The organism is Agrobacterium sp. 6Ca8 (assembly GCF_055382765.1).
Window position 1 is genome coordinate 943993 of sequence record NZ_AP026433.1, and the last position, 24938, is coordinate 968930.

Annotated in this window: 24 protein-coding genes and 3 tRNA genes; 25 read left to right on the forward strand and 2 right to left on the reverse strand. The window is 58.4% G+C overall.

The genetic code is table 11. The features are described 5' to 3' along the window. Nucleotides 1-168: 168 nt before the first annotated feature. A complete protein-coding gene (locus ACZ5A6_RS04720; protein WP_003512649.1) occupies nt 169-309 on the reverse strand; it encodes a hypothetical protein in 141 nt (46 codons plus the stop codon). 311 nt (nt 310-620) lie between these two features. Further along, nucleotides 621-696 (reverse strand) — tRNA-Val (locus ACZ5A6_RS04725). A gap of 226 nt (nt 697-922) precedes the next feature. Between ACZ5A6_RS04725 and ACZ5A6_RS04730 the strand changes: the two genes are divergently transcribed. The 25 genes from ACZ5A6_RS04730 (at nt 923) to ACZ5A6_RS04850 (ending at nt 24787) form a co-directional block, all read left to right on the forward strand. Continuing rightward, the gene (locus ACZ5A6_RS04730; RefSeq protein WP_272870985.1) at nt 923-1054 is read left to right on the forward strand and encodes a hypothetical protein; all 132 of its coding nucleotides are present in this window, start codon (nt 923-925) and stop codon (nt 1052-1054) included. Between the two features lie 89 nt (nt 1055-1143). Further along, a tRNA-Asp gene (locus ACZ5A6_RS04735) sits at nt 1144-1220 on the forward strand. Nucleotides 1221-1263: 43 nt separating this feature from the next. Then, nucleotides 1264-1340 (forward strand) — tRNA-Asp (locus ACZ5A6_RS04740). 435 nt (nt 1341-1775) lie between these two features. After that, a complete protein-coding gene (locus ACZ5A6_RS04745) occupies nt 1776-2141 on the forward strand; it encodes an NADH-quinone oxidoreductase subunit A (protein ID WP_003512653.1) in 366 nt (121 codons plus the stop codon). After that, nucleotides 2132-2716, forward strand: a complete 585-nt coding sequence (locus ACZ5A6_RS04750; RefSeq protein WP_003512655.1) for a NuoB/complex I 20 kDa subunit family protein — start codon at nt 2132-2134, stop codon at nt 2714-2716. Before ACZ5A6_RS04745 ends, ACZ5A6_RS04750 begins: the two co-directional genes overlap by 10 nt. A 21-nt stretch (nt 2717-2737) precedes the next feature. Further along, nucleotides 2738-3340 (forward strand): NADH-quinone oxidoreductase subunit C, encoded by a 603-nt coding sequence (locus tag ACZ5A6_RS04755; RefSeq protein WP_003512657.1) that lies wholly within the window; start codon nt 2738-2740, stop codon nt 3338-3340. After that, entirely contained in the window at nt 3337-3765 is a 429-nt protein-coding gene (locus ACZ5A6_RS04760; protein WP_038490727.1) for a GFA family protein, read from the forward strand. Before ACZ5A6_RS04755 ends, ACZ5A6_RS04760 begins: the two co-directional genes overlap by 4 nt. A gap of 1 nt (nt 3766) precedes the next feature. Further along, nucleotides 3767-4957, forward strand: coding sequence for an NADH-quinone oxidoreductase subunit D (locus ACZ5A6_RS04765; RefSeq protein ID WP_003512668.1), 1191 nt, complete (start codon nt 3767-3769; stop codon nt 4955-4957). Continuing rightward, nucleotides 4957-5217: a hypothetical protein gene (locus tag ACZ5A6_RS04770; RefSeq protein WP_025593255.1), complete on the forward strand. Its 261-nt coding sequence runs from the start codon at nt 4957-4959 to the stop codon at nt 5215-5217. Before ACZ5A6_RS04765 ends, ACZ5A6_RS04770 begins: the two co-directional genes overlap by 1 nt. Before the next feature lie 16 nt (nt 5218-5233). Further along, nucleotides 5234-6343, forward strand: coding sequence for an NADH-quinone oxidoreductase subunit E (locus ACZ5A6_RS04775; protein ID WP_019565474.1), 1110 nt, complete (start codon nt 5234-5236; stop codon nt 6341-6343). 10 nt (nt 6344-6353) lie between these two features. Further along, a complete protein-coding gene (gene nuoF / locus ACZ5A6_RS04780; RefSeq protein WP_003502381.1) occupies nt 6354-7658 on the forward strand; it encodes an NADH-quinone oxidoreductase subunit NuoF in 1305 nt (434 codons plus the stop codon). A gap of 156 nt (nt 7659-7814) precedes the next feature. Continuing rightward, on the forward strand, nt 7815-9896 hold the full coding sequence (nuoG, locus tag ACZ5A6_RS04785) for an NADH-quinone oxidoreductase subunit NuoG (RefSeq protein WP_041694373.1): 2082 nt from the start codon (nt 7815-7817) through the stop codon (nt 9894-9896). 12 nt (nt 9897-9908) lie between these two features. Further along, entirely contained in the window at nt 9909-10955 is a 1047-nt protein-coding gene (nuoH, locus tag ACZ5A6_RS04790; RefSeq protein ID WP_013635951.1) for an NADH-quinone oxidoreductase subunit NuoH, read from the forward strand. Nucleotides 10956-10991: 36 nt separating this feature from the next. Beyond that, nucleotides 10992-11483 (forward strand): NADH-quinone oxidoreductase subunit NuoI, encoded by a 492-nt coding sequence (gene nuoI / locus ACZ5A6_RS04795; protein WP_003512679.1) that lies wholly within the window; start codon nt 10992-10994, stop codon nt 11481-11483. A 141-nt stretch (nt 11484-11624) separates the two neighbouring features. Then, nucleotides 11625-12239, forward strand: a complete 615-nt coding sequence (locus ACZ5A6_RS04800; RefSeq protein WP_003512680.1) for an NADH-quinone oxidoreductase subunit J — start codon at nt 11625-11627, stop codon at nt 12237-12239. 29 nt (nt 12240-12268) lie between these two features. Next, a complete protein-coding gene (nuoK, locus tag ACZ5A6_RS04805; RefSeq protein WP_003496445.1) occupies nt 12269-12577 on the forward strand; it encodes an NADH-quinone oxidoreductase subunit NuoK in 309 nt (102 codons plus the stop codon). A gap of 7 nt (nt 12578-12584) precedes the next feature. Continuing rightward, nucleotides 12585-14582 (forward strand): NADH-quinone oxidoreductase subunit L, encoded by a 1998-nt coding sequence (nuoL, locus tag ACZ5A6_RS04810; RefSeq protein ID WP_013635952.1) that lies wholly within the window; start codon nt 12585-12587, stop codon nt 14580-14582. Beyond that, the gene (locus tag ACZ5A6_RS04815; protein WP_013635953.1) at nt 14582-16093 is read left to right on the forward strand and encodes an NADH-quinone oxidoreductase subunit M; all 1512 of its coding nucleotides are present in this window, start codon (nt 14582-14584) and stop codon (nt 16091-16093) included. The genes nuoL and ACZ5A6_RS04815 overlap by 1 nt, the downstream gene beginning before the upstream one ends. Nucleotides 16094-16111: 18 nt before the next feature. Beyond that, on the forward strand, nt 16112-17554 hold the full coding sequence (nuoN, locus tag ACZ5A6_RS04820; protein ID WP_003512691.1) for an NADH-quinone oxidoreductase subunit NuoN: 1443 nt from the start codon (nt 16112-16114) through the stop codon (nt 17552-17554). Between the two features lie 26 nt (nt 17555-17580). Then, entirely contained in the window at nt 17581-18321 is a 741-nt protein-coding gene (locus tag ACZ5A6_RS04825) for a biotin--[acetyl-CoA-carboxylase] ligase (RefSeq protein ID WP_174061447.1), read from the forward strand. 205 nt (nt 18322-18526) lie between these two features. Next, a complete protein-coding gene (locus ACZ5A6_RS04830) occupies nt 18527-20194 on the forward strand; it encodes a ribonuclease J (RefSeq protein ID WP_003512693.1) in 1668 nt (555 codons plus the stop codon). Nucleotides 20195-20342: 148 nt separating this feature from the next. Next, nucleotides 20343-20648: a DUF1467 family protein gene (locus ACZ5A6_RS04835; RefSeq protein WP_003512694.1), complete on the forward strand. Its 306-nt coding sequence runs from the start codon at nt 20343-20345 to the stop codon at nt 20646-20648. A gap of 687 nt (nt 20649-21335) precedes the next feature. Further along, nucleotides 21336-22658 carry a proline--tRNA ligase gene (gene proS / locus ACZ5A6_RS04840; protein WP_038492791.1) on the forward strand — a complete coding sequence of 441 codons (1323 nt, stop codon included), beginning with the start codon at nt 21336-21338 and terminating at the stop codon, nt 22656-22658. Between the two features lie 122 nt (nt 22659-22780). Next, nucleotides 22781-24088 carry a lipoprotein-releasing ABC transporter permease subunit gene (locus ACZ5A6_RS04845; RefSeq protein ID WP_003512696.1) on the forward strand — a complete coding sequence of 436 codons (1308 nt, stop codon included), beginning with the start codon at nt 22781-22783 and terminating at the stop codon, nt 24086-24088. A 15-nt stretch (nt 24089-24103) separates the two neighbouring features. After that, the gene (locus ACZ5A6_RS04850; protein WP_013635957.1) at nt 24104-24787 is read left to right on the forward strand and encodes an ABC transporter ATP-binding protein; all 684 of its coding nucleotides are present in this window, start codon (nt 24104-24106) and stop codon (nt 24785-24787) included. Nucleotides 24788-24938 lie beyond the last annotated feature (151 nt).

Consider the following 24938-nt stretch of genomic DNA (forward strand, 5'->3'; position numbering starts at 1 on the left):
GCCCGGCTTTTTTGTGCGGCGGAAGAAACCCCGATCTGGGGAATGCCGATTCCCCACGATGAGTCGCATACCAGCCGTTAAAACCGGCATGGTCGCGTCGCTATCGCATAATCGAGGGTGTTATCCGGAGGACTTCCATGAATGTGCAGTGGACCAGATCGCTAGAGATCACCGCCCCATGGAATTCTTGCTTTTGGGAGTGCTGTCTTTTTCTGAGTCCTGCTGGACCCAGCGGAAAAAAATATAAACAGGCAGCGCAATAAGCGCGAGTGTTACAAACGCGTCGACCGACATGGTTTCATCCATCATTTATACCGTTCATCATGAAACGGCTCGAAAACAATGCATGAAATCTCTTTAAAAAGTCTGAATCTGCTTATTTTTCGGTATGTTGCGGGGTGGCACACCTATTGGAGCCGGCCTGTATGAATGTGGAACAGAAGTGCCGATCTGGCATAAACTCATGCCGGAAAAGCCGCTCCACCAGCCCAAGGGCGCGGCCGTCTACAGAATCGGGGGCAGGGCCCGTGATTCCCAATGCCGGAAGTTTACGGCGAAACGCACCGACATCCGAAAGAGCTTCGGCTTGTTAATGCGCACAATTTGAAGAAGCTGGAAAATGGTGGGCGATGAGAGACTCGAACTCCCGACATCCTCGGTGTAAACGAGGCGCTCTACCAACTGAGCTAATCGCCCTTCGCGTCTTGCAGATCGTGTCTGCCGCGTCGGTGGCCGTGATGTATTCGGATCGGAAAAAAACCGCAAGAGCTTTTGTGAAGTTTTTTTGTTTTTTTTCCGGACAGCTTTGCCCACTGGCAGAGGTGATCGGCAAAAAGCCGGGAACTGCGGGCTTTTCGATAAAAACAACGCCCGGCCGTTACCTTTGGCGGTATACTGGAATCGCGTTACGGACGCCCCGGCTGTGGACAAGTTTTTTGTTTCTGTTGGGAAAAGCCCGGAAAACAAGGCATTCGCTGCAATGCCGGTCAAAGGCCTTTCAGTTTTTTCCGATCAAAATGAAGAAGCTTATTCTTTTGTCGTGAAACCTGCTTGACACCCCCGCACGAACGCCGTAGTTAGCCGCTCAACGAACAGCCGAGGCTGGTTCGTACGGCGAGACTAAGGTCTTGTCGGTCAGGATAAGCGGGTGTAGCTCAGTTGGTTAGAGTGCCGGCCTGTCACGCCGGAGGTCGCGGGTTCGAGCCCCGTCACTCGCGCCATCCTGTTCCTCGGAAAAAAAACGCAGACGAATGTCTGTGGAGCGCGGGTGTAGCTCAGTCGGTTAGAGTGCCGGCCTGTCACGCCGGAGGTCGCGGGTTCGAGCCCCGTCACTCGCGCCATTTCTTTCACCGAAATGACGCTCCCAAACGAAGCAAGCAGGCATCGTCCTGCCATATCGGCAATGGCGATTTCAGCGCCTGTTTCCGGCATTTGCGAGCGCGGTTTTTCCTGCTGTTTTTAGTCAAGTTTCGATATCGAGAGATCGTCACTTCGCTGCCATTTTGACGTAAAATTCGTGTGACTTTTTTGCGGTTGCGTCGTTCAATCGATTATTATTGTATTTGAGGGGCTTAGCCCGGAATTGTGGCCCAAATTTGCGTCAATTCCGGCAATATTGTTGCCAATCAATGCGGCAGGTGTCTTGAAATGGTGCCTAAACTCTTGCAGAGAGAGCGCGGCTGCGCTAACCACTTTGGCGTTGCAACATATTTGTGCGCCTTTAGACTTTCAGTCGCAAAGGCAGGTCCGGCACCCGGCCGGACAGGGAAGAGACCATGACTGAACTCCTCAGTTCCTATATTCCGATCGCAATCTTTATCGGTATCGCTCTTGTCATTGGCCTGGCGCTTCTCATCGCGCCTTTCGCTGTCGCTTATAAGGCGCCGGACCCGGAAAAGCTCTCCGCTTTCGAGTGCGGTTTCAATGCCTTCGACGACGCCCGCATGAAGTTCGATATCCGGTTTTATCTGGTGTCCATTCTCTTCATCATCTTCGACCTGGAAGTCGCCTTCCTGTTCCCCTGGGCTGTGTCCTTCGGTGATATGGGCTGGTTCGGTTTCTGGTCTATGATGGTGTTCCTCGCCGTTCTCACCATCGGCTTTATCTATGAGTGGAAGAAGGGAGCGCTGGAATGGGCATGAGCCAGAACAACAGCACGCTCGTTGCACCGCAGCCGAAGGGGATCATCGATCCCGCGACCGGCAAGCCTGTCGGCAGCAACGATGCCTACTTCACGGAAATCAACGACGAGCTGGCCGACAAGGGCTTTCTCGTTACCTCGACCGACGAGCTGATCACCTGGGCGCGTACCGGCTCCCTGATGTGGATGCAGTTCGGTCTTGCCTGCTGCGCCGTCGAGGGTCTGATGCAGGCTTCCGGCCCGCGTTACGACATGGAGCGCTTCGGTGTCGCCCCGCGCGCCTCGCCGCGCCAGTCGGACGTCATGATCGTCGCGGGAACGCTGACCAACAAGATGGCGCCGGCACTGCGCAAGGTCTATGACCAGATGCCCGAGCCGCGTTACGTCATCTCCATGGGCTCCTGCGCCAATGGCGGCGGATATTACCATTATTCCTACGCCGTCGTGCGCGGCTGCGACCGAGTCGTGCCGGTGGATATCTACGTTCCGGGCTGTCCCCCCACGGCGGAGGCGCTGCTTTACGGCGTGCTTCTGCTGCAGAAGAAGATCCGGCGTACCGGTACGATCGAGCGCTAAGGGCAAAGGACGGATTAAGGAATGAGCGAAGCTCTAAACGATCTTGCTGCTTACGTTAAGGAAGCGCGTGGTTCCCTCGTGGTTTCGGCCGATATCGCCTATGGCGAGTTGACGCTGAATACGACGACGGAAAGCGTTATCGCGCTTTTGACGTTCCTGCGTGACGATGTGCAGTGCGGTTTCGTCAACATCATCGATATTTGCGGCGTCGACTGGCCGCAGCGCGAGAAGCGTTTCGACGTTGTCTATCACCTCTTGTCGCCGCGCCAGAATCTGCGCGTGCGCATCAAGCTGCAGGTGGCGGAAGACGAGGGCGTTCCCTCGGCAACCTCCGTTTACATGGGTGCCGACTGGTTCGAGCGCGAAGCCTGGGATATGTACGGCATTCCTTTCGAAGGCCATGCGGATCTTCGCCGAATCCTCACCGATTACGGTTTCGAAGGTCATCCGCTGCGCAAGGATTTTCCGGTTACCGGCTTTGTGGAAGTACGCTACGATGACGTTCTGAAGCGGGTTCTCTATGAACCGGTCGAACTGAAGCAGGAATTCCGCAATTTCGATTTCCTCTCTCCCTGGGAGGGGACTGACTATGTTCTCCCGGGTGACGAAAAGGCCAAGCAATGAGCGAAGCCCCCGCGACAGAGCACGGACAATGTCTTTGCGGCGCCGTTGGCTTCAATGCCAGCATCGGCGCCCGCGAATTCGGCGTTTGCCATTGCTCGATGTGCCGCCGCTGGTCCGGCGGAACATTTCTGGCTGTCGAATGCGCTGACGTCGCCATCGAGAACGAGGAGCATTTCGGTGTTTATACCTCGTCGGAATGGGGTGAGCGCTGCTTCTGCAAGAATTGCGGCAGCACGCTGATGTGGCGCTCCAAGGATGGCAAGCATTTTGCCGTCTCGTTGCAGGCTTTCGACAACCCTTCCAGTTTCCATTTTGCGTCGCAGATTTTCACGGATGAGAAGCCTTCGAGCTATTCTTTCGCGCAAACCACGCAGAACATGACCGGCCCCGAATTCATCGCCATGATCACCTCGGCGGAGCACTAGAATGACTGAGCATAACGTCCGCAATTTCACGATCAACTTCGGTCCGGAACACCCTTCCGCGCACGGCGTGCTGCGCCTGGTTCTGGAACTGGACGGCGAAATCGTCGAGCGCGTCGATCCGCATATCGGTCTTCTGCATCGCGGTACCGAAAAGCTGATCGAGACCAAGACCTACCTTCAGGCGGTGCCTTATTTCGACCGTCTCGACTACGTCGCGCCGATGAACCAGGAACACGCTTTCGCGCTCGCCGTCGAAAAGCTGCTGGGTCTCGAAATCCCGATGCGCGGCCAGCTAATCCGCGTGCTTTATTCGGAAATCGGCCGCATCCTGTCGCACATCATGAACGTGACGACTCAGGCCATGGACGTCGGCGCAATGACGCCGCCTGTCTGGGGCTTCGAGGAACGTGAAAAGCTGATGGTGTTCTACGAGCGCGCCTGTGGCGCCCGCATGCACTCGGCCTATGTCCGTCCGGGCGGCGTGCATCAGGATCTGCCGCCGGAACTGGTCGAAGATATCGGCAAATGGTGCGATCCCTTCATTACCGTTCTCGACAATATCGAAGGCCTGTTGACCGACAACCGCATCTACAAGCAGCGTAACGTCGATATCGGCGTCGTCTCGCTTGAAGATGCCTTTGCATGGGGTTTCACGGGCGTCATGGTGCGCGGTTCGGGTGCTGCCTGGGATTTGCGTCGCGCGCAGCCCTACGAGTGCTATTCCGATCTGGAGTTCGATATCCCCGTCGGCAAGAACGGCGACTGCTATGACCGTTACCTGATCCGCATGCAGGAAATGCGCGAATCGGTGAAGATCATGAAGCAGTGCGTCGATCTTCTGTCCGGCAAGCACCGCATCGGCCCGGTCTCCTCGCTGGATGGCAAGGTGGTTCCGCCCAAGCGCGGCGAGATGAAGCGTTCGATGGAAGCTCTCATCCATCACTTCAAGCTCTATACCGAAGGCTATCACGTTCCCGCCGGCGAAGTTTACGCCGCCGTCGAAGCGCCGAAGGGCGAGTTCGGCGTCTACGTGGTCGCCGATGGTTCGAACAAGCCCTACCGTTGCAAGATCCGCGCGCCGGGTTATGCACATTTGCAGGCGATGGATTTCCTGTGCAAGGGCCATCAGCTTGCCGACGTTACAGCCGTGCTCGGCTCCCTCGACATCGTGTTCGGGGAGGTCGACCGCTGATGCGTCTGCCGCTGGCCATCTTGGCTTTTCTTGCTGCGATGTCGACCTCCGTTCTCGCCCAGACGGCGACGGACGAGGGGGGCGTTTCGCTATCAAGCAGCGGTGGTTCCACTATCAAGCAGCTTCTGTCATCGGGATACGAGATCAAGGCCTCGGTTCCCAATGGCAGCAAGTTCATCGTGTTCATGCAGAAAGACAAGGCGGCTTATGCCTGCGAATTCGTCACGGTGGCGAGATCGCGTTGTGAGACGTTAAACTGAAAAGGCGTGAGGAAGTATGTCCGTTCGTCGACTAGCCGAAGATCAGTTCCAGCCCGTGGCATTTGCCTTTAACGCGGATAATACCGCATGGGCGGAAAAGACGATCCAGAAATATCCGGAGGGACGCCAGCAATCGGCAGTTATCCCGCTGCTCATGCGTGCGCAGGAGCAGGACGGCTGGGTTACCCGCGCCGCCATCGAAAAAATCGCCGACATGCTGGATATGGCGTATATCCGCGTCATGGAAGTGGCGACCTTCTACACCCAGTTCCAGCTGAAGCCGGTCGGCACACGCGCTCATGTTCAGGTTTGCGGCACCACGCCCTGTATGCTGCGCGGCTCGGAAGCGCTGATGGATGTCTGCCGCAAGAAGATCCACCACGATCCGCTGCACACCAACGAGAGCGGCACGCTGTCCTGGGAAGAAGTGGAATGTCAGGGCGCCTGCGTCAACGCGCCGATGGTCATCATCTTCAAGGATGCCTATGAGGATCTGACGCCCGAGCGCCTGGAAGAGATCATCGACACGTTCGAGGCAGGCAAGGGCGACACGGTCAAGACCGGCCCCCAGATCGACCGTCACCAGTCGGTGCCCGTTGGCGGCCTGACGACGCTGACGGAAGAGATCAAGCCAGATCGCTCCAATCTCGACAAGCCTGCGGAAGCTCCGGCGGAAGCAGCACCCGTTCTTCCTTCGAATGCCGCCAAGCCAAAGACGGACGCACCGGAAACCGATCCGAAGCTGAAGACGCCTGCGAACGAGCCCAAGGCTGCTGCGGAAAACGCAAAGGCAGGGGAACAGCAATCGGCAGGCAAGGAAGCGACAGCATCCAGACCGTCGCTTGAGTCAGCCGACCGTCCGGCAGGCATTGAAAAGCCCGCTGCGCCCGATGACCTGAAACTCATTTCAGGCGTTGGCCCGAAGATCGAAGGCACGCTTAACGAGCTCGGCATCTTCACCTATGCGCAGATTGCCGGCTGGAAGAAGGCCGAGTGCGACTGGGTGGATGGTTATCTGAATTTCAAGGGCCGCATCGAACGCGATGAGTGGATCAAGCAGGCCGAGGCGCTCGCCAAGGGTGGCGAAGCCGAGTATATCAGGGTCTTCGGCAAGAAGCCGCGGTAAAGGGTGAAGCATGTTAAAAGATCAGGATCGCATCTTTACCAATCTCTACGGCCTCAAGGACAAGTCCCTGAAGGGCGTGATGGCGCGCGGCCATTGGGATGGCACCAAGCAGATCATTGAAAAGGGTCGTGACTGGATCATCAACGAGATGAAGGCTTCCGGCCTTCGCGGTCGCGGCGGCGCAGGCTTCCCGACGGGTCTCAAGTGGTCCTTCATGCCCAAGGAAAGCGACGGCCGTCCGCATTATCTCGTGGTCAACGCCGACGAATCCGAGCCCGGCACCTGCAAGGACCGCGAAATCCTGCGCAACGATCCGCATACGCTGATCGAAGGCTGCGTTATCGCCGGTTTCGCCATGGGTGCACACACCGCCTATATCTACGTGCGTGGCGAATATATGCGCGAACGTGAGGCGCTTCAGGCCGCCATCGACGAATGTTACGATGCAGGCTTGCTCGGCAAGAACAACAAGAACGGCTGGGATTTCGACATCTACGTCCATCACGGCGCAGGTGCCTATATCTGCGGCGAAGAGACAGCACTGCTCGAAAGCCTCGAGGGCAAGAAGGGCCAGCCGCGCCTGAAGCCGCCGTTCCCGGCCAATATGGGTCTTTACGGTTGCCCGACGACCGTCAACAACGTCGAATCCATCGCCGTTGCTCCGACGATTCTGCGCCGAGGTGCGGCATGGTTCTCGTCTATCGGCCGTCCGAACAATGTCGGCACCAAGCTGTTCATGGTCTCCGGCCATGTCGAGCGTCCATGCACCTTCGAAGATGCGCTGGGCCTGTCCTTCCGTGAGCTGATCGAACACCATTGCGGTGGCATTCGCGGCGGCTGGGACAATCTGCTTGGCGTCATCCCCGGCGGCGCATCCTGCCCCATCGTGCGCGGTGAGGACATGAAGGACGCCATCATGGACTTCGACGGCATGCGCGAAGTGAAGTCGTCCTTCGGCACCGGCGGCATGATCGTCATGGACAAGTCCACCGACGTCATCAAGGCGATCGCCCGCATCGCGGCGTTCTTCAAGCATGAAAGCTGCGGCCAGTGCACGCCGTGCCGTGAAGGCACCGGCTGGATGTGGCGCGTGCTGGAACGCATGGTGAAGGGCAACGCGCAGAAGCGCGAAATCGACATGCTGTTCGAAGTGACGAAGCAGATCGAAGGCCACACCATCTGTGCGCTCGGCGACGCCGCCGCATGGCCGGTACAGGCGCTGATCCGCAATTTCCGTCCGGAAATCGAAAAGCGCATCGACCAATATACCTACAGGGCCATGGATGATGGCGCTGTTCTGGAAGCTGCCGAATAAGCTTTTCGCAGTTTGCATGCGGCGCGGGGATGATCCCGGCGCCGGAAAACCATGAAGCGCCTGACCGACGAGATGAAGTGTCGGGCGCGATTAAGGATTTGTTGCGGACCGTGTGAGAGACACGGGACGAACAGGCAACAGGACGTAAGTAGAACCATGGCAAAGCTCAAGGTTGACGGTAAAGAGATCGAGGTTCCGGATCATTTCACGCTGTTGCAGGCGTGCGAGGAGGCTGGTGCTGAAGTTCCGCGCTTTTGTTTTCATGAGCGCTTGTCGGTCGCGGGTAACTGCCGCATGTGTCTCATTGAGGTGAAGGGCGGACCGCCCAAGCCCGCCGCATCCTGCGCCATGGGCGTGCGCGACGTTCGCGGCGGCCCGAATGGCGAATTGCCTGAAGTTTTCACCAACACGCCGATGGTCAAGAAGGCCCGCGAAGGCGTGATGGAGTTCCTTCTCATCAACCACCCGCTCGATTGCCCGATCTGCGACCAGGGCGGCGAATGCGACCTGCAGGACCAGGCTATGGCCTTCGGTATCGCCGGTTCGCGTTACGCTGAAAACAAGCGTGCGGTTGAAGACAAATATATCGGCCCGCTCGTCAAGACGGTGATGAATCGCTGCATCCACTGCACGCGCTGCGTCCGTTTCACCACGGAAGTTGCCGGCATCGCCGAACTGGGCCTCATCGGCCGCGGCGAGGACGCTGAAATCACCACCTATCTCGAGCAGGCTATGACCTCCGAGCTTCAGGGCAACGTCGTCGATCTTTGCCCGGTCGGTGCGCTCACCTCCAAGCCTTTCGCTTTCACTGCCCGTCCGTGGGAACTGAACAAGACCGAAACCATCGACGTGATGGACGCTCTCGGTTCGGCAATCCGCGTCGATACCCGTGGCCGCGAAGTCATGCGCGTCATGCCGCGTGTCAACGAGGCAATCAACGAAGAGTGGATTTCCGACAAGAGCCGCTTTATCTGGGACGGCCTTAAGACTCAGCGTCTCGACCGCCCTTACGTCCGCAAGGATGGCCGCTTGCAGCCCGCAAGCTGGGGCGAAGCCTTCGGCGCTATCAAGCAGGCGGTTGCCGCAACCAGCGGCAGCAAGATCGGCGCGATTGCCGGTGACCTTGCTTCCGTCGAGGAAATGTTCGCGCTGAAGTCGCTTCTGGCGTCGCTCGGCTCGGCCAATGTCGATTGCCGTCAGGATGGCGCAGCGCTTGATCCGTCTTTGGGTCGCGCCAGCTACCTGTTCAATTCCACAATCGAAGGCATCGAGCACGCGGATGCGCTGCTGATCGTCGGCGCCAACCCGCGTTATGAAGCGGCCGTGCTCAATGCACGTATCCGCAAGCGCTGGCGTCGCGGTGGTTTCCCGATCGGCGTGATCGGCGAAGCCGGTGAGCTGCGCTACAACTACGAATATCTAGGCTCCGGCGCGGAAACGCTTTCCGATCTCGCCAATGGCTCTCACAGCTTCGTTGAGAAGCTGAAGTCCGCCAAGAACCCGCTGATCATCATCGGCCAGGGCGCTCTGGCACGCGCCGATGGTGCAGCCGTTCTCGCGGCCGCTGCGAAGCTTGCCGTTTCGGTTGGCGCAATCAGCGAAGAGTGGAACGGCTTCTCGGTGCTTCACACTGCCGCTGCCCGCGTCGGTGGTCTCGACATCGGCTTCGTGCCGGGCGAGGGCGGTGTTGCTGCTGCCGAAATGGTAACGTCCATGGACGTTCTCTTCCTGCTCGGCGCCGATGAAATCGACCTATCGAACAAGGGCGCCAAGTTCACCGTCTACATCGGCAGCCACGGCGATCATGGCGCGATGAACGCCGACGTCATCCTTCCGGGTGCGGCCTATACCGAAAAATCCGGTATCTGGGTCAACACCGAAGGCCGCGTTCAGGTGGGCAACCGCGCCGGTTTCGCACCGGGCGAAGCCCGTGAAGACTGGGCGATCCTGCGTGCGCTTTCCGACGTGCTCGGCAAGAAGCTGCCGTTCGATTCGCTGTCTGCGCTGCGCGGCCAGCTTTATGTCGCGCATCCGCATCTGGCGGAAACCGATGAGATCGTTGCCGGCAACGGCGCGGATGTCGAGGCACTTGCCGCTCGCGCGGGCAGCCTCAATAAGTCTGCGTTTGCCTCGCCGGTAAAAGACTTTTATTTGACGAACCCGATTGCGCGCGCATCCGCCGTCATGGCCGAGTGTTCCGCATTGGCCCGCAACAATTTCCAGGCTGCGGCAGAGTAAGGGTAGGGGATTATGGAATCGTTTTTCTGGAGCTACGTCTGGCCCGCGCTGATCATGGTCGGCCAGTCCCTGCTGCTTCTCGTTTGCCTTCTGGTGGCCATCGCCTTCCTTCTGCTTGCCGACCGTAAGGTCTGGGCAGCCGTGCAGTTGCGCCGTGGTCCCAACGTCGTCGGCCCCTTTGGTCTGTTCCAGTCCTTCGCCGACCTTTTGAAATTCATCCTGAAGGAACCCGTCATTCCGGCGGGCGCCAACAAGGCGGTCTTCCTTCTGGCGCCGCTGGTTGCCGTAACGCTGGCGCTCGCCACCTACGCGGTCATCCCCTTTGCCGATGGCTGGGTCGTTGCCAATATCAATGTCGGCATTCTCTACATTTTCGCGATTTCCTCGCTTGAAGTGTACGGCATCATCATGGGCGGCTGGGCTTCGAACTCGAAGTACCCGTTCCTCGGCGCGCTTCGTTCGGCGGCGCAGATGGTGTCCTACGAAGTGTCGATCGGCCTCGTCATCGTCACCGTGCTTCTGTGCGTCGGCTCGCTCAACCTCACGGATATCGTTCTGGCGCAGCGTACCGGCCTCGGCACGATGATCGGTCTGCCGGCCTCGTTCCTCGACTGGCACTGGCTGTCGCTGTTCCCGATGTTCATCGTGTTCTTCATCTCGGGTCTTGCCGAAACCAACCGTCCGCCCTTCGACCTTCCGGAAGCGGAATCGGAACTGGTGGCCGGTCACATGGTCGAATATGGCTCGACGCCTTACATGATGTTCATGCTCGGCGAATATGCTGCGATCGTCCTGATCTGCTGCCTGACGACGATCCTGTTCCTTGGCGGCTGGCTGCCGATCGTGGATGTGTGGTTCCTGAACTGGATTCCGGGCATTGTCTGGTTCGCGCTCAAGGGCTGCATGGTTTTCTTCATGATCGCTCTGGTGAAGGCCTTCGTTCCGCGTTACCGCTATGACCAGCTCATGCGCCTTGGCTGGAAGGTGTTCCTGCCGCTGTCGCTCGCCATGGTCGTTATTGTTGCATTCGTATTGAAGCTGACGGGGTGGGCCGGTTGATGTCCGTACGCCTCGCTCAGAAATCTGGAGTTTGAGATGGCCAGCCTTTCCCAAGCCGTCAATTCACTGTTCCTCAAGGAGTTCGTCGGTGCGATCTTCCTGACGATGCGCCACTTCTTCAAGCAGAAGGCCACGGTGAATTATCCTTTCGAAAAGGGCCCGGTGTCTCCGCGCTTCCGCGGCGAGCATGCGCTGCGCCGTTATCCGAACGGTGAAGAGCGCTGCATCGCCTGCAAGCTGTGTGAAGCGATCTGTCCCGCTCAGGCGATTACCATCGAAGCCGGTCCGCGCCGCAATGACGGCACCCGCCGCACGGTGCGTTACGACATCGACATGGTGAAGTGCATCTATTGCGGTTTCTGCCAGGAAGCCTGCCCGGTGGATGCCATCGTCGAAGGCCCGAACTTCGAATTCGCGACGGAAACCCGCGAGGAGCTCTATTTCGACAAGCAAAGGCTTCTCGACAATGGCGACCGCTGGGAGCGTGAAATTGCGCGCAACCTCGCACTGGATGCGCCTTACCGTTAAGGCGCAACCGTCTTTCCGGGGGAGACCCCGGAAAGCGAAGAAAGAGTAAAAGAGCCTGCACGGTTATCGCCGGCGGGGACGAAACGGGTAGAGCGCGCGATTGCGCGGTCTTTGCCCGGATGAGGACAAGAAGGCACCAACATGGGTCTGCACGCTGTATTCTTTTATATATTCGCTTTCGTCGCCGTGGCGTCTGCGTTCATGGTCATCGCATCGAAGAACCCTGTTCATTCGGTGCTGTTTCTGATTTTGACCTTCTTCAACGCAGCCGCGCTGTTCCTGCTGACGGGGGCCGAATTCCTCGCCATGATCCTGCTCGTCGTTTATGTCGGTGCGGTGGCGGTGCTCTTCCTCTTCGTCGTCATGATGCTGGATGTGGATTTTGCGGAGCTGCGCTCCGGCGTGCTGCAATATGCGCCGATCGGTGCGCTGATCGGTATCATCCTCGCGGCTGAGCTGATCGTCGTGGTCGGTGGCAGCGTGCTCAACCCGCAGGCCGCCAAATCGATTACCATGCCGATCCCGTCACCGGCCGTGCGCACCAATACGGCCGCGCTGGGCGACGTGCTCTATACCAATTACGTCTACTTCTTCCAGCTTGCCGGTCTCGTGCTGCTGGTGGCCATGATCGGCGCCATCGTGCTGACGCTGCGTCACCGCACCGACATCAAGCGGCAGAACATATCCACGCAGGTCGGCCGTGACCCGAAGACCGCCGTCACCACGGTCAAGGTCAAGCCGGGCCAGGGCATCTGAAGGCGCGAACGGATCCAAGGAAACAGAATATGGAAATCGGTCTTTCCCACTACCTGACGGTCAGCGCGATCCTCTTCACGATCGGCATCTTCGGTATCTTCCTCAACCGGAAGAACGTCATCGTCATCCTCATGTCGATCGAGCTCATCCTGTTGGCGGTCAACATCAACATGGTGGCGTTCTCGGCTTTCCTGAACGACATCGTCGGCCAGGTCTTCGCACTGTTCATTCTGACCGTCGCAGCCGCCGAAGCGGCCATCGGTCTTGCAATACTCGTTGTCTTCTACCGCAACCGCGGATCGATCGCTGTCGAAGACGTCAATATGATGAAGGGCTGATAAGGCTATGATCTACAAGGCTATCGTCTTTCTTCCCCTGATCGGCTTCCTGATTGCCGGCCTGTTTGGCCGGTCGATCGGCGCCAAGGCTTCGGAATATGTCACCACCGGTCTGATGATCGTGGTCGCCGTCCTGTCGTGGATCGTTTTCTTCTCCGTCGCGCTTGCCCATGGCGAGCCGGGCGAGGTGATCAAGGTCACCGTGCTGCGCTGGATCCAGTCCGGCGGCATCGACGTCGAATGGGCGTTCCGCATCGATACCCTGACGGCCGTCATGTTCGTCGTCGTCAACACCGTCTCGACGCTGGTGCACCTCTATTCGATCGGATACATGCACCACGATCCGCATCGTCCGCGCTTCTTTGCCTATCTTTCGCTGTTCACCTTCGCCATGCTGATGCTGGTGACCTCCGACAACCTGCTGCAGATGTTCTTCGGCTGGGAAGGCGTTGGTCTGGCGTCGTACCTGCTGATCGGTTTCTGGTTCAAGAAGCCTTCGGCGTCTGCTGCTGCCATGAAGGCGTTCATCGTCAACCGCGTTGGCGACTTCGGCTTCATTCTCGGCATATCAGGCGTCTTCGTGCTGTTCGGTTCGATCAATTTCGAAACCATCTTCGCTGCCGCCAGCACCTATCTGCCGGCTGAAGGTGCAGCTTCGACGGAAACCGTCATCAACCTGTTCGGCATGCAGCTGGACAAGGCCAATGCGATGACGGGCGTCTGCCTGCTGCTCTTCATGGGCGCCATGGGTAAGTCGGCGCAGTTCCTGCTGCACACCTGGCTGCCGGACGCGATGGAAGGCCCGACCCCTGTGTCCGCCCTCATTCACGCCGCAACCATGGTGACCGCCGGTGTCTTCCTGGTTGCCCGCATGTCGCCGCTGTTCGAATTGTCGCATGATGCGCTCACCGTCGTGACGCTGGTCGGCGCCATCACCGCCTTCTTCGCAGCGACCGTCGGTCTCGTGCAGAACGATATCAAGCGCGTGATTGCCTATTCGACCTGCTCGCAGCTCGGTTACATGTTCGTGGCACTTGGCGTCGGTGCTTATGGCGCGGCCGTGTTCCACCTCTTCACGCATGCCTTCTTCAAGGCACTGCTGTTCTTGTGCGCCGGTTCCGTCATCCATGCCGTCGATGGCGAGCAGGACATGCGTTACATGGGCGGCCTGCGCAAGCATATCCCCATCACCTTCTGGACGATGACCGTCGGCACGCTTGCGCTGACAGGTGTGGGCATTCCGGGCACGATGATCGGCTTTGCCGGCTTCTTCTCGAAGGACGTGATCATCGAATCCGCTTATGCGTCCCATTCGGTGCTGTCAGGTTTCGCCTTCACGCTGCTGGTCATCGCCGCGCTGTTCACCAGCTTCTATTCCTGGCGTCTGGCGTTCATGACTTTCTTCGGAAAGCCGCGCGCTTCGGCTGACGTGATGCACCATGTGCATGAATCGCCGATGGTCATGCTGATCCCGCTCTTCATCCTCACCGTCGGCGCGATCTTCGCCGGTGTTGTCTTCGAAGGTTATTTCTTCGGCCATGAATATGCCGAGTTCTGGAAGGGTGCTCTCTTCACGCTTCCGGAAAATGAAATCCTTGACGAGTTCCACCATGTTCCGCTGTGGGTCAAGTGGAGCCCGTTCTTCGCCATGGCGCTTGGTTTTGTCACCGCATGGTACATGTATATCAAGTCGCCGGAGACGCCGAAGCGTCTGGCAGCGACCCATCGCGGCCTCTATCAGTTCCTCTTGAACAAGTGGTATTTCGACGAGCTTTACGACTTCCTCTTCGTGCGTTCCGCAAAGGCGCTTGGCCGCTTCCTGTGGAAGAAGGGCGACGTGGCCGTCATCGACCACTATGGACCGAACGGCATTGCAGCGCGTGTGGTTGACGTGACCAACCGCATGGTCCGCCTGCAATCCGGTTACCTTTATCACTATGCCTTTGCGATGCTGATCGGCATCGCGGCGCTTGTCACCTGGATGATGCTCGGGAGTGCGTTTTGATGACCGATTGGCCAATTCTTTCAACGGTCACCTTTCTGCCGCTAGTCGGCGTGGTGCTCTTGCTGCTGACCAATGAGAACGGCCCTTACGGTCGCCGCAACATTCTCAACGTCTCGCTGCTGACGACCGTTTTCACCTTCCTGGTGTCGCTGTTCGTCTGGATCGGCTTCGATAATTCGAACCCCGGTTTCCAGATGGTGGAAAAACACGCATGGTTCGGCAACATCGCCGCCTATCATCTGGGCGTCGACGGCATCTCCATGCTGTTCGTCATCCTCACCACCTTCCTCATGCCTTTCTGCGTGCTGGCAAGCTGGCAGTCGGTTGAAAAGCGCATCAAGGAATACATGATCGCCTTCCTGCTTCTGGAAGTCGTCATGATCGGCGTCTTCGTGGCGCTGGATACCGTTCTTTTCTACGTCTTCTTCGAAGCAACGCTGATCCCGATGTTCATCATCATAGGTGTCTGGGGCGGCAAGGATCGCGTCTACGCGTCCTACAAGTTCTTCCTCTACACGCTGCTTGGCTCGGTTCTGACCATGCTCGCCATCATGGCGATGTACTGGCAGTCCGGCACAACAGACATGACCGAACTTCTGAAATACGGCTTCCCGGCCGGCATGCAGACCTGGCTATGGCTTGCCTGTTTCGCGGCCTTCTCGGTCAAGATGCCGATGTGGCCGGTTCACACCTGGCTGCCGGATGCGCACGTGCAGGCGCCGACCGCAGGTTCCGTCATTCTGGCAGGCGTCATGCTGAAGCTTGGCGGTTACGGTTTCATCCGTTTCTCGCTGTCGATGTTCCCCTTGGCCTCGGACTATTTTGCACCCTTCGTCTTCACGCTGTCGGTTCTCGCCATCATCTACACCTCGCTGGTGGCGATGATGCAGGACGACATCAAGAAGCTGATCGCCTATTCCTCCGTCGCCCACATGGGTTACGTGACCATGGGCATCTTCGCGGCCAATGTGCAGGGCGTGCAGGGCGCAATCTTCCAGATGCTGTCGCACGGCATCGTGTCGGGCGCGCTCTTCCTCTGCGTCGGCGTCGTTTACGATCGGCTGCATACCCGTGAGATCTCGGCCTATGGCGGTCTCGTGAACAACATGCCGAAATATGCCGTCGCCTTCATGATCTTCACTATGGCCAATGTCGGTCTGCCCGGCACCTCCGGCTTCGTCGGTGAATTCCTGACGCTGATCGGCGTATTCCGCGCCAACACGCTGGTCGCGCTGTTTGCGGCAACCGGCGTCATCCTCTCGGCCGCTTACGCGCTGTGGCTCTACCGCCGCGTGATTTTCGGTGCGCTTGAGAAGGAAAGCCTGAAATCGATGCTTGATCTGTCAACCCGCGAAAAGGTTATCCTTTATCCGCTGGTTGCGCTGACGATCTTCTTCGGCGTCTATCCGGCTCCGGTTTTCGATGCGACAGCCGCTTCGGTCGATCTTCTGGTAAACAACTATACGGCTGCATTGCAGGCGGCGCAAAATGTTGCGCTTTCTATGAATTGACGACAGGACCCGTTGGACATGACCGCTGAAATTCTTTTTGCCAGTCTGCACATCGCGACGCCCGAGCTGATCCTTGCGGTCGGCGCGCTGGCGCTGCTCATGATTGGCGTCTTCTCGGGCGACAAGTCGACAACGACGGTCACGGGCCTCTCCGTGGCCCTGCTGCTCGTCGTCGGTCTCTGGATCGTCTTTGCGCCCGCTTCGGGTGTGGCTTTCGGCGGCGTTTACGTCGCCGATGCCTTCGGCAACTTCATGAAGGTGCTGGCGCTGATCGGCTCGATCACCGCCATGATCCTTTCTGTCGGCCAGAGCCGTTTTGAGCCGGTCGGCCGGTTCGAATATCCGGTGCTTCTGGTTCTGGCGACGCTCGGCATCCTGCTGATGATTTCGGCCAACAACCTGATCTCGCTCTATATGGCGCTGGAGCTGCAGTCGCTTGCGCTCTACGTTGTCTGCGCCATCAACCGGGAAAGCCTGCGCTCCACCGAAGCGGGCCTGAAATATTTCGTTCTCGGTGCGCTCTCCTCGGGCATGCTGCTTTACGGCATGTCGCTGGTTTACGGCTTTACCGGCAATACCGGCTTTACCGAAATCGCCCAGGTTCTGACGGCAGAAACCCGTTCGCTCGGCCTCGTCTTCGGTCTGGTTTTTGTTCTTGCCGGTCTGGCATTCAAGATTTCCGCCGTGCCGTTCCACATGTGGACGCCTGATGTTTATGAGGGTGCGCCGACACCGGTCACGGCCTTCCTGTCTGCCGCTCCCAAGATCGGCGCCATGGCGATCTTCGTTCGCATCGTTGTTGACGCTTTCCAGCCGGTCTTTGCCGACTGGCAGCAGATCGTCGTCTTCATCTCCATCGCTTCCATGCTGCTCGGCTCGTTCGCGGCAATCGGTCAGAAGAACATCAAGCGCCTGATGGCCTATTCTTCCATCGGTCACATGGGTTACGCGCTGGTTGGTCTTGCGGCGGGCACCGAGGCCGGTATCTCGGGCGTCATTCTCTACATGACCATCTACATGGTCATGACGCTCGGCACCTTCGCCTGCATTCTCTCCATGCGTCGCAAGGAAATCGGCAATGTCGAAAATGTCGAGGATCTGGCCGGGCTTTCGTCCACCAACCCCTTCATGGCAGTTGTTCTGACGATCCTGATGTTCTCGCTTGCCGGCATTCCGCCGCTCGCCGGATTCTTCGGCAAGTACTACGTCTTCCTTGCTGCCATCGAAGCCAAACTCTATCCGCTTGCCGTTATCGGTGTGATCGGTTCGGTTGTCGGTGCGTATTATTATATCCGCGTCGTCAAGGTCATGTGGTTCGATGAAGCCAAGGGCAGCTTCGAGCGTCCGGCTGGCGAACTGAAAATCGTTTATGCGCTCTCTGGACTGTTCGTCGTCGCCTTCATCGTCTTCGGTGGTGCGCTCGGCAATGCAGTCACGGTTGCGGCAAAGACGTTCTTTTGAGCAATACGCACAAGCATACGGGCCGGATGTCCATCGATGACTTCCGGCACGAGGCGATGGCGGACACGCCATCGACCAACATAGAATGTTTCGCCCGCGCAAGGGCAGGCGATGGCGGCAATCTGTGGATCACCGCCATCCGCCAGACTGGCGGACGCGGTCGCCGCGGCCGGCCTTGGGTGTCTGAACCAGGCAATCTCTACGCTTCGCTTCTTCTCATCGATCCCGCGCCAATGGACCGCATCGGTTCATTGCCGCTTGCCTTTGCGCTCGCCGTCTACCGCGCCATTCGCGCTGTGCTGCCGACGGGTGGCGAACCGCTAGAGATAAAATGGCCGAATGACGTGCTGATCGGGCGCCGGAAGACCTGCGGCATTCTGATGGAAGCCGAACTTCTGCCGGATGGACGCCGCGCCATCGTCATCGGCATCGGCATCAATATCGCCCACAAGCCTGAAAATCCGCTTTATCCTGTCACCATGCTGTCCGAACACGGGGCGTCGTGCTCCCCCGACGAGCTGTTCGCGCATCTCTTCCGCGAGACAGCGGATGTGCTGCAAAGCTGGGATGAGGGCAGGGGCGTTTCCGGTGTCATGGCCGGATGGCGGGCGGCTGCCTGCGGTATCGGCGAACATATCACCGTCAATTTTCCGGATCGCTCGATCGGCGGGCGTTTCGTTGGAATTGATGATAATGGTTATCTGCTGCTGGATGAGGATGAGGGCACAAGGCGCTCCATCGCCGCCGGCGACGTGTTTTTTGGATGAGGTGGACGGCGTGTCTTCAAGGACCCACGCCGAACCTCTTCCCACAGGTTGGAGCTTTCCTGCTGCTCATGAAAAGCAGGGTGACAGACCGGCTCCGCATCGGCCCGGTCGATCATGATGTTTCATGTCCGATGCTGTTAAACGGGCGGCTGGGCGCGGCATATTGCCGTCGCCAGCGCGCTCTCGTGAGTGGATAAGAAGAACAATGACTAAACAGGACGAACTGGTATTTCTGCCGCTTGGCGGCGTCGGTGAAATCGGCATGAATCTGGCGCTGTACGGCTACGGTCCGGAAAGCAAGCGCCAATGGATCATGGTGGATTGCGGCGTTACCTTTGCCGGTCTCGATCTGCCTGGTGTCGATCTGGTTCTGCCCGATATCAGCTATATCGCCGAGCAGAAGAAGAACCTCAAAGGCATCATCATCACCCACGCCCATGAGGATCACTACGGCGCGCTGAACGATCTGTGGCCGGGCCTCAACGTACCCGTCTATGCCTCGGGTTTCACCGCCGGCATGCTGGAGGCAAAGCGCGCCTATGAGGGCAGCCGTGCCGAAATTCCAATCACCCCGTTCAAGGCGGGTGATCGCATCAATGTCGGCCCGTTCGAAATCGAGGCCGTCGGCGTCAACCATTCGATCCCCGAGCCGATGTCGCTGGTCATCCGCACGCCGCTTGGCAATGTCATCCACACGGGCGACTGGAAGATTGACGAGGCGCCGTCTCTCGGTCCGTTGACGGATGAGGCGCGTTTCCGCGCCATCGGCGAGGAGGGCGTGCTGGCGTTGATGTGCGACAGCACCAACTCGCTGCGTGACGGCGTATCGCCTTCGGAGCACGAAGTGTCTGAGGGGCTGCGCCAGATCATTGAAAATGCCGAGGGTCGCGTGGCCATCACCACCTTCTCCTCCAATGTCGGCCGTATCCGCTCCATCGCGCAGGCTGCGGAAGCTGCCGGACGCGAAGTGCTGCTGCTCGGCTCGTCGCTGAAGCGCGTCGTCAACGTTTCGCAGGATCTCGGCATCATGGAAGGTATCAAGCCGTTCCTGGCTGAAGACGAATACGGATATATTCCGCGCAACAAGGTGGTCGTCATTCTCACCGGTTCGCAGGGTGAGCCGCGGGCAGCCCTTGCCAAGCTTTCGCGCGATGAGATGCGTAATGTGGCGCTGGCTGCCGGTGATACGGTTGTATTTTCCTCGCGCGCCATTCCGGGCAACGAAAAGGCGATCATCGAGATCAAGAACGGCCTGATAGAGCAGGGCATCCATATCGTTACCGACAATGAGGCTTTGGTGCATGTCTCCGGCCATCCCCGCCGTAACGAACTTCTGAGGATGTACGAATGGACCAAGCCGCAAATCCTGGTGCCGGTGCATGGCGAGGCGGCGCATCTGGTGGCGCAGAAGGAACTGGCTGAACAGGCCGGCATTTCTCAGGTGCCGAAGGTTCGTAACGGCAACATTCTGCGTCTGGCGCCTGGTCCTGCGGAAGTCATCAACGACGCACCGCACGGCCGCGTCTTCAAGGACGGCAACCTCATCGGTGACCTCGACGAGATGGGGATCAGCAACCGCCGCAAGCTTTCCTTCGCCGGCCACGTCTCCGTCAATGTGCTGCTGGACAGCCGCTACGACTTCCTCGGAGATCCCGATGTCGTACCTTTCGGCCTGCCGGAATTCGATGATGAGGGCGAGGACATGGAAGATACGCTCTATGACGCCGTACTCGGCGCCGTGGAAAGCATCCCCCGGGCCCGCCGCAAGGACCTTGCGCTGCTGCGCGAGTCAGTGCGCCGCGCCGTACGCGCCGCTGCCAATCAGGCATGGGGCAAGAAGCCGATCGTGACGGTTTTCGTCACCAAGGTCTGAACCGGAAAATCCCGGGTTTTCAAACCGTCACGCCCCGTCATGTCCGGACCATCTCGGACATGACGCAATCGCCGTCCGCGATCGTTCCTTCTCCTCTCTTGCAGCTTTTTATACATCTTGCAGGGAAGTGATTCCGGTTCGCGGATGAATGCGTTACAAGGGGCGCATCACGCAGGAGGACGTCATGCCGCTTCTTTCGGTCTTCGCCATTTATTTCATCGTCTGGTGGACGGTGCTTTTCGTTGTGCTGCCGATTGGCCTTCGCACCCAGGAGGAAGACGGCGATGTGGCGATCGGCACGGTTGCAAGCGCCCCGTCAAGGTTCAGGGGCGGGCGCATCGTCTTGTGGACAACGCTGATATCGGCTTTGATCTGCGGGCTCTGGTACGGCGTAACCTGGTGGTTCGGCGTCAGCATGGACGACCTTCCGAGAATTATCCCGGTTTTCGACTGAAGCACCTCACCCACGCCCTAGGATTATAGCGCGCCGCAGAATTTTGCAGCGTGGCGGGCTTCGTGATGCGATTTAAGGCAACATAAGCTGTGCTGCCGTTTTATGAACGGTCGCCACAAGATGCGCCAGTGCTGTCACATGGATGTCATATCAGTCGTGCACACACCATGAGCGTGTCTGGCGGGCAATTCGCTGTCACAATTTTACCGGAATAAGCATTCGGGGTTGTGAACTTCGCCGGAATCAAAAAAAAACAAGGCATTTCAGCCTTGTTTTTCAGGTTTCGCGTGATCTGTAACCGTCACCGGGGCAGCGACAAGCGCGCCTAAGATCGAATCCTCCCAAGACTGACCGCGAAAACGGCAAGAATTTAGACTTCCTGCCTCTTTTGTGAGCTAAAGTTAGCCCAATCACCCATGCTTGTCATCTCATTTTTTGCATATTTGTTACAGTCGGCAAAAAATTCCCTGTGGTGCAATTTGTCGCACCGGATCAAGAATAATATTCCGGCCAAAGCGTTTTGACGCGAATTAGCTATCGCGAAAATGCCACGAAATGGCCTGGGCAGGTCTTTGCATGGCGGGTTTTCTTCTTGGTCAGAAACAGCTATGTACGGCGCCAATATCCCTCTATTCGGGGCGATTCCCGCGCCTTTGCGTGTTGTTGCCCATACCAATGGAAGTCGTCATGCGTCTCAGCCGTTATTTCATGCCCATCCTGAAGGAAAACCCCAAGGAAGCGGAGATTGTCTCCCATCGCCTCATGCTGCGTGCGGGCATGATCCGGCAGCAATCGGCGGGCATCTATTCCTGGCTACCGCTCGGCAAGCGCGTTCTGGACAAGGTCAACAGGATCATCCGCGAAGAGCAGGATCGCTCGGGCGCGATCGAGCTTCTGATGCCGACGCTGCAGACCGCTGAGCTGTGGCAGGAGAGCGGCCGTTATGACGATTACGGCAAGGAAATGCTGCGCATCAAGGACCGTCAGGACCGCCAGATGCTGTATGGCCCCACTAACGAGGAGATGATCACTGACATCTTCCGGTCCTATGTGAAATCCTACAAGAACCTGCCGCTGAACCTCTACCATATTCAGCTGAAGTTCCGCGACGAGGTCCGCCCCCGTTTCGGAACCATGCGCTCGCGCGAGTTTCTGATGAAGGATGCCTATTCCTTCGATCTGACCAAGGAAGACGCGATCCACTCCTATAACAAGATGTTCGTGGCTTACCTGCGCACCTTTGAGCGCCTTGGCCTGCGCGCCATTCCCATGCGTGCCGATACCGGCCCGATTGGCGGCAATCACAGCCACGAATTCATCATTCTGGCCGACACCGGCGAATCCGAAGTCTTCTGCCACAAGAGCTTCCTCGACCGCGCCATCCCCGCCGACGATACCAACTTCGACGATGTCGCAGCCCTTCAGGGCGTTTTCGACGAATGGACGGCTGACTATGCCGCCACCTCGGAAATGCACGACGAAGCTGCTTATGAGGCCATTCCCGATGGCGAGCGCCTTTCCGCGCGCGGCATCGAAGTCGGCCACATCTTCTATTTCGGCACCAAATATTCCGAGCCGATGGGCGCCAAGGTGCAGGGTGCTGATGGCAAGGAACACCCCGTTCACATGGGGTCATACGGCATTGGCCCGACACGCCTTGTTCCCGCCATCATTGAAGCATCGCATGACGAGAACGGAATCATCTGGCCGGCTTCGGTCGCTCCTTTCGATGTCGTGATTATCAACATGAAGGCAGGTGACGCAGCCTGTGATGCGGCGTGCGAAAAGCTGTATTACTCGCTCTCCAATGCCGGCAAGGATGTTCTTTATGACGATACGGACGACCGCGCGGGCCAGAAGTTCGCGACTGCTGACCTGATCGGCGTGCCGATGCAGATCATCGTCGGCCCACGTTCGGCAGCGAACGGTGAAGTCGAGGTGAAGGATCGCAAGACCGGCGACCGTGAAACCGTCACAATCGAAGCGGCAATGAACAGGGTGCTTGGCTAAGCGCGAAATGGTGAAAGTGACGAGCGGTTTTCGCCTGAAATCCGCTCCAGCTTTATGAGATCAAGATCAGGGGTCGGTTTTTTGTGAAAACCGGCCTTTCAAGTTCAGATCAGGGAGACGACATGGCAAAAGCCGAGGCTGACAAGGGTGCGGCTCCTTCCGCCCGGGAAAGGACCGCCCGGCCGTTTTCTGCTTTCGAGCGCATGGTGGCCTGGCGCTATCTGCGGTCGCGGCGCAAGGAAGCGTTCATATCCGTCATCGCCGGCTTTTCCTTCGTCGGCATCATGCTGGGCGTCGCGACGCTTATCATCGTCATGGCTGTCATGAACGGTTTTCGCACGGAGCTGATTTCGCGCATTCTCGGCATCAACGGCCATATGATCGTCCAGCCGATCGACCAGCCCTTCAACAATTATGATGAGCTGGCGAAGAAGTTCTCCGCCATTCCGGGCGTGACGATGGCCCTGCCGCTGGTAGAGGGGCAGACATTGGCCTCCGGTCGCGGTGGCGCCGGCTCCGGTGCGCTCGTGCGCGGCGTTCGCCAGGACGATATCGACAAGATCAAGGAAGTCGCCACTAACGTCAAGACCGGCGATCTCGTCGGCTTCATGGCGGGCGACGGGGTTCTGGTTGGCTCAAGGCTTGCCGCACAGCTTGGCGTGACGGCGGGTGACGATATCACCCTCATTTCGCCTGAAGGCGATGTGACGCCGATGGGTGTCAACCCGCGCGTCAAATCCTACAAGATTTCGGGCGTCTTCGAGATCGGCATGTCGGAATATGATGCGTCGATGATCTATATGCCGCTGTCCGAAGCCCAGCTTTATTTCAATGCCGAAGGCCTGGTGCAATCCATCGAGCTTTACGTCAGTCGCCCAGACAATGTCGACGGCATCCGCCCGCTGGTGGAGCAGGCAGCTGAGCGGCAGATCTATATCACCGACTGGAGACAGCGTAACCAGACCTTCTTTTCCGCCCTGCAGGTGGAAAGAAACGTGATGTTCATGATACTGACGCTCATCGTTCTGGTGGCGGCGCTCAACATCATTTCCGGCCTCATCATGCTGGTTAAGGACAAGGGCAGCGATATCGCCATTCTGCGCACCATGGGCGCCAGTTCCGGTGCCGTCATGCGTATCTTCTTCATGACGGGAGCTGCCATCGGTACCGTGGGCACATTCGCCGGTGTGGCACTTGGCGTCATCGTCTGCCTCAATGTGGAATCCATCCGGCAGTTCTTCTCCTGGGTGTCAGGCACGGTGCTGTTTGATCCGCAGCTCTATTTCCTCAGCCAGCTTCCGGCCGAAATGGATATCAGCGAGACCATTACCGTCGTCATCATGGCGCTGACGCTTTCTTTCCTGGCAACCATCTTTCCGGCATGGCGGGCTTCCAAGCTCGATCCGGTGCAGGCCCTGCGTTACGAATAAGGACCGCTTCACAATATGGCAAAAAAATCAGTGCTGCGGCTTACCGGCGTCGAGAGGACCTATGGTCAGGGCGAGACGTCGCTCTCCATTCTGCGCAAGGCCGATTTCGAGTTGAAGAGTGGTGAGATGGTGGCGCTTGTTGCCCCCTCGGGCACCGGCAAATCCACGCTGTTGCATCTCGCTGGGCTTCTCGAACATCCGGATGCTGGCGAGGTTTTCATCAATGACGCGCCGTGCAATGGTCTGCCGGATGAAAAGCGCACGGCGATCCGCCGCAGCGACATCGGTTTCGTCTACCAGTTCCATCATCTGCTGCCGGAGTTCACGGCGGTGGAGAATGTGATGATGCCGCAGCTCATCGCCGGTTTGACGCAGGGCGAGGCCCGCAAGCGTGCGAGCGCGCTGCTCGATTACATGCGCGTCGGCCATCGCGGCGAACATCGCCCGGCTGAGCTTTCCGGCGGTGAACAGCAACGTGTGGCGATTGCGCGTGCCGTTGCCAACGCACCGCTCCTGCTTCTCGCCGACGAGCCGACCGGCAATCTCGATCCCGAGACCGCGCATTACGTGTTCGACGCGCTGGAGGCGCTGGTGCGCCAGTCCGGCCTTGCCGCACTGATCGCCACCCATAATCACGAGCTTGCCAACCGCATGGACCGCCGCGTGACGCTTGCAGACGGCAAGATCGTAGACTTCTGATCGTGATGCAGTAAGGCGACCATAACGCCGCCTTTGCGATCTTTTCTGCGGCTGAGTCTGTCTACGGTCAGGTTTCCCGCAAGGCCACTCGTCCTTCCACAATTGAATTTTCACGAACCCGTAGGTGTTTTTGCCTCCGGGTTTTTTGCTT

Coding starts and splice junctions, on each gene's coding strand:
- ACZ5A6_RS04745 (WP_003512653.1), top strand. CDS start 1,776: ATGACTGAACTCCTCAGTTCCTATATTCCGATCGCAATCTTTATCGGT.
- proS (WP_038492791.1), top strand. CDS start 21,336: ATGCGTCTCAGCCGTTATTTCATGCCCATCCTGAAGGAAAACCCCAAG.
- ACZ5A6_RS04765 (WP_003512668.1), top strand. CDS start 3,767: ATGACTGAGCATAACGTCCGCAATTTCACGATCAACTTCGGTCCGGAA.
- ACZ5A6_RS04850 (WP_013635957.1), top strand. CDS start 24,104: ATGGCAAAAAAATCAGTGCTGCGGCTTACCGGCGTCGAGAGGACCTAT.
- ACZ5A6_RS04750 (WP_003512655.1), top strand. CDS start 2,132: ATGGGCATGAGCCAGAACAACAGCACGCTCGTTGCACCGCAGCCGAAG.
- ACZ5A6_RS04760 (WP_038490727.1), top strand. CDS start 3,337: ATGAGCGAAGCCCCCGCGACAGAGCACGGACAATGTCTTTGCGGCGCC.
- nuoG (WP_041694373.1), top strand. CDS start 7,815: ATGGCAAAGCTCAAGGTTGACGGTAAAGAGATCGAGGTTCCGGATCAT.
- nuoL (WP_013635952.1), top strand. CDS start 12,585: ATGATCTACAAGGCTATCGTCTTTCTTCCCCTGATCGGCTTCCTGATT.
- ACZ5A6_RS04770 (WP_025593255.1), top strand. CDS start 4,957: ATGCGTCTGCCGCTGGCCATCTTGGCTTTTCTTGCTGCGATGTCGACC.
- nuoK (WP_003496445.1), top strand. CDS start 12,269: ATGGAAATCGGTCTTTCCCACTACCTGACGGTCAGCGCGATCCTCTTC.
- nuoH (WP_013635951.1), top strand. CDS start 9,909: ATGGAATCGTTTTTCTGGAGCTACGTCTGGCCCGCGCTGATCATGGTC.
- nuoF (WP_003502381.1), top strand. CDS start 6,354: ATGTTAAAAGATCAGGATCGCATCTTTACCAATCTCTACGGCCTCAAG.
- ACZ5A6_RS04800 (WP_003512680.1), top strand. CDS start 11,625: ATGGGTCTGCACGCTGTATTCTTTTATATATTCGCTTTCGTCGCCGTG.
- nuoN (WP_003512691.1), top strand. CDS start 16,112: ATGACCGCTGAAATTCTTTTTGCCAGTCTGCACATCGCGACGCCCGAG.
- ACZ5A6_RS04835 (WP_003512694.1), top strand. CDS start 20,343: ATGCGTTACAAGGGGCGCATCACGCAGGAGGACGTCATGCCGCTTCTT.
- ACZ5A6_RS04845 (WP_003512696.1), top strand. CDS start 22,781: ATGGCAAAAGCCGAGGCTGACAAGGGTGCGGCTCCTTCCGCCCGGGAA.
- nuoI (WP_003512679.1), top strand. CDS start 10,992: ATGGCCAGCCTTTCCCAAGCCGTCAATTCACTGTTCCTCAAGGAGTTC.
- ACZ5A6_RS04830 (WP_003512693.1), top strand. CDS start 18,527: ATGACTAAACAGGACGAACTGGTATTTCTGCCGCTTGGCGGCGTCGGT.
- ACZ5A6_RS04720 (WP_003512649.1), bottom strand. CDS start 309: ATGATGGATGAAACCATGTCGGTCGACGCGTTTGTAACACTCGCGCTT.
- ACZ5A6_RS04775 (WP_019565474.1), top strand. CDS start 5,234: ATGTCCGTTCGTCGACTAGCCGAAGATCAGTTCCAGCCCGTGGCATTT.
- ACZ5A6_RS04825 (WP_174061447.1), top strand. CDS start 17,581: ATGTCCATCGATGACTTCCGGCACGAGGCGATGGCGGACACGCCATCG.
- ACZ5A6_RS04815 (WP_013635953.1), top strand. CDS start 14,582: ATGACCGATTGGCCAATTCTTTCAACGGTCACCTTTCTGCCGCTAGTC.
- ACZ5A6_RS04755 (WP_003512657.1), top strand. CDS start 2,738: ATGAGCGAAGCTCTAAACGATCTTGCTGCTTACGTTAAGGAAGCGCGT.